Origin of the sequence: Carnobacterium sp., from assembly GCF_045617425.1 — a bacterium.
In the GTDB taxonomy this organism is placed as follows: Bacteria; Bacillota; Bacilli; order Lactobacillales; family Carnobacteriaceae; genus Carnobacterium_B.
On sequence record NZ_JAZLIO010000001.1, the window covers coordinates 13,371 to 25,431 of the forward strand.

A 12,061-nucleotide genomic window follows, 5' to 3' on the forward strand; every position below is an offset into this window, starting at 1 on the left:
AACGATTTATGGTTTTTTCAATTGAACGAAGAAAGCAAGATATTCAAGCATTAAAAGAAGAAACATTGGACGTTTTAATTATTGGTGGAGGGATTACAGGTGCTGGGACTGCTTTGCAAGCCAGCGCTTCTGGTCTTAAAACAGGGCTCGTGGAGATGCAAGACTTTGCTGAAGGAACCTCTTCACGCTCAACTAAATTAGTTCACGGTGGATTGCGTTATTTGAAAAACTTCGATGTTGAAGTTGTAGCAGATACGGTTCAAGAACGTGCTGTCGTGCAGGGAATTGCACCTCACATTCCAAAAGCTGACCCCATGATTTTGCCAATCTATGATGAACCTGGTTCTACGTTTTCTATGTTCTCTTTAAAAGTAGCAATGGATCTATACGATCAATTAGCTAGTGTTACTGGAACAAAATATGCGAATTACACATTAACAAAAGAGGAAGTTCTAGAACGCGAACCACAACTAAAAAGTGAAGGCTTATTAGGTGCAGGAGTTTACTTGGACTACCGCAACAACGATGCACGTTTAGTGATTGAAAACATTAAACGTGCTGCTGCAGATGGCGGACACATGGTCAGCCGTATGAAAGTTGTCAATATTTTACATGATGAAAACAATAAAGCTAGTGGAGCAACTGTAGAAGACTTGCTAACGGGTGAAACATTTGATATTAAAGCTCGTGTTGTCTTGAATTCAACCGGTCCTTGGTCGGACACGATTCGTCAAATGGACGCTAAATTAGACGCTGTACCACAAATGCGCCCTACAAAAGGGGTTCACTTGGTTGTAGACAGCAAAAAATTATACGTTCCACAACCCACTTATTTTGATACCGGTAAAAATGATGGCCGTATGGTATTCGTGATTCCTCGGGAAGAAAAAACGTACTTTGGAACAACGGATACAGATTACAAAGGAGACTTTGCACATCCAACAGTTGATCAAGAAGACGTTGATTATTTATTGGAAATAGTCAATAATCGTTACCCATCAGCTGATATCTCGATTGATGATATCGAATCAAGTTGGGCAGGATTGCGCCCATTGATTTCGTCAAATGGCGGTTCTGACTACAATGGTGGGAACAGCAAACCAATCAAAGACGAAAGTTTTGATAAAGTGATTTCTACGATTGAGCAATTCCAAAAAGGGGAAGTTGACCGTTATACCGTAGAAGACGTATTGAAAAACATCGAAACAGGTAATTCTGAATCAGAAGACAATCCTTCAGCGATTTCTCGTGGAAGTGCCTTAGACATCGATGAGGATGGATTAATCACAGTAGCTGGTGGGAAATTAACGGACTACCGTAAGATGGCTATCGGCGCAATGAAAGCTGTGATTGAGATTTTACAAAAGGATTTCAATATTTCTTATGAATTGATTGATTCTGCTAAATACCCTGTATCTGGTGGAGAGATTAACCCGTTAGAAGTTGAAGCAGAAACTGAAAAATTAGCTCAAATTGGTATTGGAAAAGGGTTAAACGACTCAGAAGCTATGTACCTTGCTAATTTATACGGCTCAAACGCGCCGAGAGCGTTTGCTTTAATTGATGAAATCGAAAAAATCGAAGGATTAACATTGGCAGATACCGCAAGTTTACGGTATGCTATGGATGAAGAGATGGCGTTAACACCAGCGGACTTTTTAATCCGTCGCACAAATCATATGTTGTTTATGCGCGACACTTTAGATGGTATAATAGAACCAGTGATTGCTGAAATGGGCCGCTATTATGGCTGGACAGATGAAGCAAAAGCTGCTCACACAGTAAAATTAAACGCTGCAATTGCAGAGTCTGATTTAAAAAAATTAAAGGGAGATGGAAATAGATGAGTGGAGATATGTTACAAATTTTCAGCGAGTTCTTAGGAACAATGATGCTAGTGTTGCTTGGGGACGGTGTATGTGCGGCCGTTAACTTGAAAAAAAGTAAAGCTGAAGCATCAGGATGGGTTGTCATTGCACTTGGATGGGGAGCAGCCGTAACAATCGCAGTATATGTTGCAGGATCTATGGGACCAGCACACTTAAACCCAGCTGTAACACTTGGTATGGCTATTATTGGTAATTTTGATTGGGCATTAGTATTGCCGTTTATTATTGCTCAAGTACTTGGAGGTATTTTGGGAGCTGTTTTAGTTTGGTTAACTTACTTGCCACACTTTAAAGAAACAAAAAACCAAGATAGTATTTTAGGAACTTTTGCAACTGCTCCAGCTATTCGCAACACTGTAGGTAATGTAATGTCAGAAACAATAGGTACTTTCGTATTAGTATTTGCACTTATGATGTTTGGAAAAAATACATTTACTGATGGATTAAACCCATTAGTAGTTGGGGTATTAATTCTGTCAATTGGTCTTTCTTTAGGAGGATCAACAGGGTACGCAATCAACCCTGCACGTGACTTAGGTCCACGTATTGCTCATCAATTGTTACCTATCGCAAACAAAGGAAATTCAGACTGGGGTTACTCTTGGATTCCAGTAGTAGCACCAATGATTGGTGGAGCTATCGCTGCATTCCTTTATATAGCAATTACTTAAATTATACTCAACAAGAAGTCTCATGTCTCTACAACTAACTTGTAGAGATGTGAGGCTATTTTTTTGAAACAATGAAGAAATTTAATGTAGTAATTTTATTTTTATAGGGTATATTCTTAGTTAAGAAAAAAATAAGTAGAACCTGACCATCTAGCTTTTTTTAAAAGTTTGATTTATAATGAGCTATAATTTAAGTGAGCAAAACTAAAGGAGAAAAACATATGATTGATTTACATTGCCATATTTTACCAGGTATAGATGATGGGGCCAAAGATATGGAAGATTCTATGGACATGGCGCGCGAAGCTGTAGCCGAAGGAATCACACATATTTTAGCGTCACCCCATTATAAAAATGGACATTGGGATAATGAAAAACATGATATTTTGAGTTTAGTCGATGAAGTGCAGCAAGAACTAGATACCAGGGGTATTCCACTAACGATTTTTCCTGGACAAGAAGTTCGCATCAATGGAGAATTTTTTGAAGATATTGAAGAAGATAAAATTCAATTTATTGATGAAGGAAATCAGTATGTTTTAATCGAGTTTCCGACACCAACCATTCCACAATACGCTGAACCACTTTTTTTTGAAATGCAAAGAGAAGGCATCACACCGATCATTGTTCATCCAGAACGGAATCATGCGATATTGAAAGATCCTAATAAATTGTTGTCGTTTGTTGAAAAAGGAGCTTTGGCGCAAGTAACAGCTGCTAGCTACACTGGAGGATTCGGTAAAGAGATCCAAAAGGTCAGTAAACAATTGATCGAAGCAAATTTAGTGCATTTTATTGCTTCGGATGCACACAATATTAGATCACGTTCGTTTCATATGAAAGAAGCGTATCAAAAATTAGAAAAAGAATTCGGCCCTGAAAAAGTAGCGGAGTACCATCAAGTTACTAAAGACTTGATCAATGGAGAACTCATTCATACTACAACACCTCAACCGGTAAAAAAAGTTAAAATTTTTGGGTTGTTTTAAAAAGAAAGTAGTAGAGCAATTTAGAATAACGTTTATTGCATGTGATGCGATAAGCGTTTTTTTGTATATTCAAATAGTCGAAAAGTTGCCTTATTCTACTGTTGTAAAACATGGTATACTGCATGGACTAATAGTTGAAGGAGGTTTGCAATATGAAACGAACAAATAATTCATATCAAAAAAAGTGGTTATTTGGATTAGTTATATTGCTGGTAGCTATTTTTATCATCTTTTTTAACGCTACTCAAAAAAATAAAACGTTAGCTAAAGTGACTGAAAATTATCAATTGTCCGATACATATATGCAAGAAAGTTTGTTAGATCGTTCAAAATTTGTAACGGAACGAGATGGAGAAGTGACTATTGTTGTCTTAGGCAGCAGTGTAACCTTTGGAAAAGGTGCGACCGAAACACAACCTGTGTGGGGTAAGTTACTTGAAAATAATTTGAATGAGCGAGATAGCATCCACGCAAAAGTAATCAATCACGGCTACAATGGGTATAGTACAGCTGATTTGATTTCAAGAGAAAAAATTGAAGCAGTTGTTAAAGACAAACCAGACATTATACTTTTTGAATTGTGTTTGATCAATAATAATCGCTTTCCGCAAAACAAGGTCGATCAAACAAAATTGGATATTAAATGGATCATGGATCGCTTCAATGAGGAGTTGCCAGATACATTGGTCATTTTGCAAACGGCAAATCCTACTCTTTTTAATGATGTATTTCTAGAAGATGGTAAAGTGACTTACGAACAATACAATAATGAGATTGCTGAATTTGTAACCGCGCAGCAATGGCCTTTTATTGATACCTATCATTTAATGCAAACTAAAATGGAAAAGCAGAATCTAACGATTGAAGAAGTCTTAGCAGATGATGTCCATCCAAATGGACTAGGATATGGTTTATGGTTCGAATTATTGAATGAACGAATTACTGTACCGGTGAAAATGCTGCACTAATAAAAAAGAGAGACTCAAGAATTCTTATTTTTGAGCCTTTCTTTTTTTGTAGAAAATATTTGAGCCTTAGTTCAATTAAGTCAAAGCCAATTTCCATTTGAGTTGAAGCAATAAGCCTTAGTTCGATTAACTCAGAACTGCTTTTTATTTGAGTAGGCATAATAAGCTTTAATTTTATTAACTCAGAACTGCTTTCTATTTGAGTAGGCATAATAAGCTTTAATTCGACTAACTCAGAGCCTTTTTCCATTTGAGTAGAAGTAATAAGCTTTAATTCTATTAACTCAGAGTTGTTTCCCATTTGAGTAGCTATAATAAGCTTTAATTCAATCAAATCAGAACAGTATTCCAATAGAATAGACCAAGTTTAAATGATTATACCAAAAGAACTTAATCAGGTGATACTCGTCCCTAGACGAGTATCTACGTCTTTTATAAGGACTTTTTATTTATAATAGGAACCATGAGTGGCTCCACAAATTTTATAATTTTTTACTAATATCTTTTGGATTCTTGCCATTGGAATAGTGCAACCGAGCCAATCATACATAGTAGAAGTAGTTACTTTCAAATCAGGAAACAACAATTTAAAATCCTCTACTTGACGCAATACTATTTCTTCGACAGATACTCTGTGACTGCACATTTTGCAGGAACAGGTCCGTTGAGTGATTACTAAATCAGAAAAATCACAATTTATACACCATAATCCTTTTTTAAGGAAATCATAAGTATAATTCGGGAACTTCTGTTGAAAAGCGGATTCATTCTGATGCTCTTTTATCATTTTATCTGCAAAATAGTAATGCTTTTTCGATAGTGGCAAAGCACGTTGATTCATTCGAGAAAAGTGCTCTTGGATTTGTGTAGGAAAAATAATTGAGCTGGCGGTCGGTGCGTTATATAATGTAAAAGCAGGATTTACAAAAATGAGTGCAGGATCAAATATAAGATTGACATTCCATTTATTCAATAGTTGTCGCATCTTAGTAGCAGTCTCATCTAACTTATTCAGTGGATTTCCAATTTCCTTGCCAGAAAATGTCAAGAAATGGTGCGAGTTGAATTGAAAACTTCCTTCATAATTTTTTACCTCAAATAACAAGACTTTGTCACCCGTCAAAATCAATGAATCAATTTGAAATGTACTTCCTTTTTCTGTAAACACCAAATCATTTAACACCAATGCGTCCATATCTAAAAAATTTTCTACTAGTGAATCAAAGAAAAGTTCTCCTTCAAAGCCTTTTTGCATATTCATCAAATGAACTGATTCTTCATCAGACAATACCATCCGTTTATCTAAAGCTTCTAAGATACGTAAATAGTTTGATTTTTTCCGCTTTTTGATTGTTATCATATTTTTCGCCTCCTCTTTATTAAGTTACGCAAAAAATAAAAATACAAGTTCCTATTTCTATCTATAAGAGTAGCCATTCAAAGTGGTTATTCAATTATTAGAAATTTGTCTTTTAAACAAGGTAAGTTATACTAATAAGGAAGACTTGATTTCGCTGTATAATTATTAAAAGATGGAAATAGGAGATTAGTTATGAAAAAACGTGAATTTGTAGTGCAAGATATATTAAGCAAAATTTATCAAGAACATTATTCGGATGGTAAGTTGCCTACGCAAAGAAGTTTAGCTGTTCAATATGAAGTTTCACGATATACAATACAGGAAGCTATCAATAGTTTGAGTGATATTGGAGTGGTTCATGTTGTTCAAGGATCAGGAATTTTCATTCGAAAAGATGCTAAACAAAATCCTTTAATTTATAATTCGTTGACAAGAAATTCCTATAATAGAATTAGTTCAAAAATCATTTTTTTGGAAAAGCAGCCTGCTTTAGAAGAGGATCGTCAGATTTTTGAATTAGATAACGAACAATATGTTTGGGTATTTCAGCGTATTCGTATAGTAAATTATAAAATAACTCAAATTGAGACTTCAAAATTACCGGTCTCACTTTTTCCAGATTTCACATCTCGTGTTGTGGAAGATTCTATTCAAAAGTATGTACAGCAATCAGGATATGATATTTCACATTATATAACGAGTTACACTCCTGTTTTAATCTCAAAAAAACAGTCTGAGTTGTTGCTTTGTAAAAAAGGCACTCCGGCAATGAAAATCATTAACCGTGGTATCCTAAAAAGTGGTCAAGTTTATGAATACAGTGAAGTAACAGCCATAGATTACTCATGTACCTATATTATCCCGTTTAATAAGGAAAGTCATCAGACAAGGCAAAATGATTGAATTCAAAGAGCCTACTACATATAAAGGTGTAGTAGGCTCTTTGCTTTGGAAATTTTTTTATTAAGGTGTAACGATTGTGCCATCAGGAGTACGACTTTGTGTCCACTCGTGTGGTCGATAAACAATTGGATATTCTTCGGCTAATTCTTCATTGAAGTCAACACCAATCCCAGGTTTATCAATAGGGTAAAAGTAGCCTTTTTCAGCTACTGGTACATGTGAAAATAGGTTGGCCGTATTTTCAGGAACTACTATATTTTCTTGTACAGCAGCATTGTGAAGATGGATATTCAAGTGTGTATTTACAGCAATTCCAATGGGTGTAATATCAGATGGAGTGTGCCATGCCATCCGAATCCCCATAGCATCACAAAAATGAGCTAATTTGATGGCAGGTGTGATTCCGCCTAATTGTGAGACATGTGCACGCATATAATCTATTTCACGGTTTTTGACTAAAGACTGCCATTCCATCGGGTTGTTAAATAATTCACCGGTAGCAATTGGCGTAGATGACTGAGAACGAATTTGTTTCAACCATTCATTTTGGTCAGGTGGTAATAAATCCTCTAAGAAAAACAAATTAAATTCTTCAGATTTTTTAGCAAATTGAACGGCTTGGTTAGGATAAAGACGTTCATGGACATCATGGAGCATTTGGAATGAGTTGCCATATTTATTTCGAATAGCAGCAAACATTTTCAAGGTTGTATCCATGTATTGGTATTGATCGAAATAAGAACCCTCAGACGTATTTTTAGGTGTATTCAGTTCAGTAGCTGGTCCGCCATAGAATCCTAATTGACAGCGGATATATTGATAACCTTCTGCAAGAATACTGTCGATCTCTCCATAGAGATCTTCTAAATTATCTGCAACGGCATGAGTATAACTGGCAATAGCGTCTCTAGATTTCCCACCTAATAACTGATAAAGCGGCATGTCACATAATTTTCCTTTAATATCCCAAAGAGCCATATCTACTCCGGAAATAGCATTATTAATTACTGGTCCGTTTCTCCAGTATGAATTAACGGTCATCATTTGAAACAAATCTTCAATATTGTTAGCATCTTTACCCATTAATAAAGGTTTTAAATACTCGTCAACCATACCTTTGACTGCTAATGGGCGTTGTTGAAAAGTTGCACAACCATAACCAGTAACCCCTCTATTTGTTTCTACTTTTACGACTACTAAATTATGTCGATCTGGTTTGATGGTATAGCTTTTGATAGCTGTGATTATTGTTGGTTTCATGTCCAAACCTCGTTTCTTTTTTTAAGACTACATGTCTATTGAAACATGTAAGAGGAACAACTGTCAATTTGGTATGAAAAGATAAGGTTATATGAATAAAAACCAGTCCAATTATAAATAAAAAAACAAAAAACGTTGTTATATCAAAGGTTTAAGGGGGTTTTTTTGATTTTAGGACTGTTTTTATAATTTAGAATGTTGTGCTATTATTCAAGTTGTAAACGGAAACAAAAAATAATAAGAGAAAAAGGGTGGGAAATCAAATGGAAAAAGAAGAGGTTGCAAAACAAATTGTTCAATATGTTGGAGGCAAAGAAAATATCAATAATGCATGGCATTGCATGACTCGATTAAGATTCAATCTTAAAGATAAAGAAAAAGTAAATTATAAAGAATTAGAAAAACTACCTGGAGTAGTAGGTACAAAATTTCAAAGCGATCAATTGCAAATTGTTATTGGGACAAATGTAGTTGAATATTATGAAGTATTAACTAAAGAATTAGGTATTGAGAATGAATCAGATAGCAACAATAATCAACGAAATGAGAAAAAAGGGTTAGTGTCATTATTTATGGATACGGTTTCTGGAGTTTTTGGACCAATTGTACCAGCCATCGCTGGAGCTGGTATGATAAAGGGATTGATGGCTGGTTTAGTTGCTTTGAATGTTATTTCTAATGAAACACCGACTTTCCAAGTAATTGATATGTTAGCAAGTGGAGTATTTACGTTCTTACCATTTTTTGTAGCGGCTTCTGCAGCACGCATATTTAAAACCAATCAATATCTAGCTATCGCAATTGCTGCAACATTGCAATTTCCAACAATGACTGCAGCGGCAGCCGCAGGAGAAATCTCAAACTTTATGCTTTTTAGTATAGTCCCTGTACCCGTATTTAACTATGCTGGGACGGTCATTCCTATTATTTTTGCTATTTTAGCTTTGAGCTATATTTATCGCTGGGTTGATAAAGTCTTGCCAGAAATTTTACGCACCGTATTTACGCCGACAATTTCATTATTTGTTGGAGGACTATTTACTTTAACGGTAATAGGACCTATCGGAATTTATGCGGGTAATCTCCTTGCTGATGGAGTAAGTTGGTTGTTCACCATCTCGCCAATTCTAGCTGGTGTGGTAGTTGGGTTAATCAGACCAATTGCAATCCTTACGGGTTTACATCACGCTATGACACCAATTGCGTTACAAAATTTTGCTAATCAAGGTTACGACATGTTAATGCCGATGATGTTTATGGCTAATATGGCTATAACTGGAGCAACGATTGCTTTATATAAAAAAGTTCAGACGAAAGAAGAAAAGTCGATCATCTTATCTTCAGCATTTTCAGGTCTGTTAGGTATAACCGAACCTGCTTTATTCGGGGTTTTGACAAAATATAAAAAAGCGTTCCTTGCAGCGACGATTGGTAGTGCAGTTTCTTCAGCTTTCATAAGTTTCTTTGGAGTAAGAATTTATGGTTATATTCTATCTAGTATTTTCAGTTTACCGGCATATATTGGACAATATTTTATCTATGCAGTCTTGGGAATTATCATTGCAATTGGAATTTCGTTTGCTATTACTAGCTTTTTAGTACCAAAGCAAGCACTAGAATACACTTCAAACGAAGTTCAGCTGAATGCCGTTACTGATGGTTTTTATGTTCCATTAGAAGATGTAAATGATGATGTATTTTCAACAAAAATGATTGGTGATGGATATGCTATGAAATCGACATCAGGAGATATTTATTCTCCAGTTTCTGGTACAGTTCAAACTATTTTCCCAACAAAACACGCAATTGGTTTAGTAACAGAAAATGGACTTGAAATTCTTGTTCATATGGGAATTGACACAGTGAGTTTAGATGGAGAAGCATTTGAAATCTTTGTCAAAGTAGGAGAATCAGTAACTTCTAGAACGAAAATTGATCATGTTGATTTAGAAAAAATTAGACAAGCGAAAAAAGATGATACGATCATTGTTGTTGTAACCAATATGGATAAAGTTGAAAGTTTATCTGGTCAACAGAATCTTGAAGGAGAACACCTTGCAGGAAGTACTTTAGGAAATGCCATTTTATCTTAAAAACTGAAGATTAATTTTAAAGGGGTTTAAAGAATGAAAAAGATGAATATTTTGCAACGAATAGAAAAAGCGGGAGTCATAGCTATTCTTAGAGGCGAGACAAAAGAAGAAGTTTTAGAAACGAGTCATGCGGTGATTAAAGGTGGAATTAAGAGTATAGAATTAACCTTTACTGTTCCTGAAGCCAATGAAATTATAAAAGAACTAGCCGTTCACTATAAAAATCAAGCTGAAGTTGTCATAGGAGCTGGAACGGTTCTAGATGCAACAACAGCACGACTAGCTATTATGGCTGGTGCTCAATATATTGTCAGTCCAAGTTTTAATCCGGCTACTGCAGAAATGTGTAATCTTTACCAAATCCCTTACTTGCCAGGCTGTATGACGATTACTGAAATGGAAACAGCTCTTAAAAGCGGTGTTGATATTGTTAAATTATTCCCTGGAAGTGTGTACGGTCCTAGTGTTGTCAAAGCGTTCAAAGCACCATTGCCTTATCTAAATATCATGCCTACTGGTGGAGTAAACATAGATAATATGGCAGAATGGTTCAATGAGGGCGTAGTGACTGTTGGAGTTGGTGGAAACTTATTGGAGCCAGTAAAAAGTGGTGATTTTGATAAAGTAACAGAATTATCAAAACAATATATGGATAAATACTACGAAATAAAAGGACAAAAATAATATGGGGAAAGTTGTAACACTGGGCGAAATCATGATGCGACTCTCAACAAATCCTGGAGAACGTCTTGCACAAGCTCAACAATTTGAGGTCTGTTATGGAGGCGGAGAAGCCAATGTTGCTATTTCGCTTGCTAACTATGGTCATGAAGTATCTTTTGCTAGCAAAGTTCCCAATAATGCTTTAGGCCAATCCGTTAAAAAATTTCTGAATAGTTATGGAGTGTCCACTACTCATTTACTTTTTGGCGGTCAGCGTCTAGGATTGTATTACATGGAAGCAGGGGTAGGAAAGCGATCAGCAAATGTAATTTATGATCGATTGGGTTCAAGTTTTGGGGGCATGAAAAAAATGGAGTGGGATATAAAGGCTCTTTTTGAAGATGTTGATTTATTTCACATCTCTGGAATTACTTCTGCACTTTCAAAAGAATGGAAGAATCTGACAATAAACTTAATTAAAATTGCTAAAAAAGCTGGTGTTAAGATTAGTTTTGATATTAACTACCGTTCTAAGATGTGGAGTTTAGAAGAGGCAAGAGATACAATTAAATTAATTCTACCATATGTTGATTACTGTTCAGCTGGAGATATGGATGCCAGATATATTTTAAATATTCCTAAGTATAGTGGAGAGATAGACGGTAAAGATGAAATGGTTTATTACTATCAAGAAATGCAGAGACTGTTTCCTAATATTGAAGTTTTTTATTCAACCAAAAGGATAGTCCATTCAGCAACTGAAAATGATTTAATCGGTAATTTATGGATGTATAAGAAATATTATGAATCTGATTGCCATAATATAAATCCTATTGTTGACCGTATAGGAGGAGGCGATGCCTTTTCTGGTGGCGTTTTACATGGACTTCTATGTCAACATGATCCTCAAACGATTATAAATTTTGCAACAGCAGCATCTGCATTGAAACATACAGTCTATGGTGACTGTAATCAATTTAGTGTTTCTGAAGTAAACGATTTTTTAGAAACAGGAAACGGGAAAATAAATCGTTGAATTATCGTTGAATTTAAGAATATATTATAAGAGAAAATAAAAGTTTTATTATGTAGTAATTAGAAAATAAGTATATTTTGAAACTACTGTGATGTATAACAGTGTAAAGATCAATAGCATCATTTGTATTTTTATAAAAACTAATAATGAGTAGATACTTAAGAGTAATTCTTAGGTATCTTTTTTTATAAAGTTAAACATAAAATACCTATTAGTATTATTTTAAAGT

Annotated in this window: 11 protein-coding genes; 8 read left to right on the plus strand and 3 right to left on the minus strand. The window is 35.1% G+C overall.

Translation table 11 applies throughout. From position 1 onward, the window contains the following. The first annotated feature begins 8 nt into the window (after positions 1-8). From glpO to ACKI3H_RS00080, 4 genes are all read left to right on the plus strand, one after another. The gene (gene glpO, locus ACKI3H_RS00065; protein ID WP_407370250.1) at positions 9-1,847 is read left to right on the plus strand and encodes a type 1 glycerol-3-phosphate oxidase; all 1,839 of its coding nucleotides are present in this window, start codon (positions 9-11) and stop codon (positions 1,845-1,847) included. Beyond that, complete coding sequence (locus ACKI3H_RS00070) at positions 1,844-2,560, plus strand: MIP/aquaporin family protein (protein ID WP_407370252.1); 717 nt, start codon at positions 1,844-1,846, stop codon at positions 2,558-2,560. The genes glpO and ACKI3H_RS00070 overlap by 4 nt, the downstream gene beginning before the upstream one ends. Before the next feature lie 221 nt (positions 2,561-2,781). After that, complete coding sequence (locus ACKI3H_RS00075) at positions 2,782-3,549, plus strand: tyrosine-protein phosphatase (RefSeq protein WP_407370253.1); 768 nt, start codon at positions 2,782-2,784, stop codon at positions 3,547-3,549. A 152-nt stretch (positions 3,550-3,701) separates the two neighbouring features. Continuing rightward, positions 3,702-4,517 (plus strand): SGNH/GDSL hydrolase family protein, encoded by an 816-nt coding sequence (locus ACKI3H_RS00080; RefSeq protein WP_407370254.1) that lies wholly within the window; start codon positions 3,702-3,704, stop codon positions 4,515-4,517. Here the strand turns inward: ACKI3H_RS00080 and ACKI3H_RS00085 are convergent. Together ACKI3H_RS00085 and ACKI3H_RS00090 are read right to left on the minus strand one after the other, a co-directional pair. Then, positions 4,489-4,851 carry a hypothetical protein gene (locus ACKI3H_RS00085; RefSeq protein ID WP_407370255.1) on the minus strand — a complete coding sequence of 121 codons (363 nt, stop codon included), beginning with the start codon at positions 4,849-4,851 and terminating at the stop codon, positions 4,489-4,491. The genes ACKI3H_RS00080 and ACKI3H_RS00085 overlap by 29 nt on opposite strands. A gap of 111 nt (positions 4,852-4,962) precedes the next feature. Beyond that, positions 4,963-5,877, minus strand: a complete 915-nt coding sequence (locus tag ACKI3H_RS00090; protein WP_407370256.1) for a nuclease-related domain-containing protein — start codon at positions 5,875-5,877, stop codon at positions 4,963-4,965. 192 nt (positions 5,878-6,069) lie between these two features. Here ACKI3H_RS00090 and ACKI3H_RS00095 point away from each other — a divergent pair, with 192 nt between their 5' ends. Further along, entirely contained in the window at positions 6,070-6,780 is a 711-nt protein-coding gene (locus tag ACKI3H_RS00095; RefSeq protein ID WP_407370257.1) for a GntR family transcriptional regulator, read from the plus strand. A 60-nt stretch (positions 6,781-6,840) separates the two neighbouring features. Here the strand turns inward: ACKI3H_RS00095 and ACKI3H_RS00100 are convergent, their stop codons facing one another. Continuing rightward, a complete protein-coding gene (locus tag ACKI3H_RS00100; RefSeq protein ID WP_407370259.1) occupies positions 6,841-8,040 on the minus strand; it encodes an enolase C-terminal domain-like protein in 1,200 nt (399 codons plus the stop codon). A 263-nt stretch (positions 8,041-8,303) separates the two neighbouring features. On the opposite strand from ACKI3H_RS00100, the gene ACKI3H_RS00105 reads away from it, so the two are divergent. Genes ACKI3H_RS00105 through ACKI3H_RS00115 form a run of 3 tightly spaced genes read left to right on the plus strand, consistent with a single transcriptional unit; the run spans position 8,304 to position 11,832 of the window. Further along, entirely contained in the window at positions 8,304-10,133 is a 1,830-nt protein-coding gene (locus ACKI3H_RS00105) for a glucose PTS transporter subunit IIA (RefSeq protein WP_407370260.1), read from the plus strand. Positions 10,134-10,166: 33 nt separating this feature from the next. Beyond that, positions 10,167-10,817 carry a bifunctional 4-hydroxy-2-oxoglutarate aldolase/2-dehydro-3-deoxy-phosphogluconate aldolase gene (locus ACKI3H_RS00110; RefSeq protein ID WP_407370261.1) on the plus strand — a complete coding sequence of 217 codons (651 nt, stop codon included), beginning with the start codon at positions 10,167-10,169 and terminating at the stop codon, positions 10,815-10,817. Position 10,818: 1 nt separating this feature from the next. Continuing rightward, positions 10,819-11,832 (plus strand): sugar kinase, encoded by a 1,014-nt coding sequence (locus ACKI3H_RS00115; protein ID WP_407370262.1) that lies wholly within the window; start codon positions 10,819-10,821, stop codon positions 11,830-11,832. Positions 11,833-12,061 lie beyond the last annotated feature (229 nt).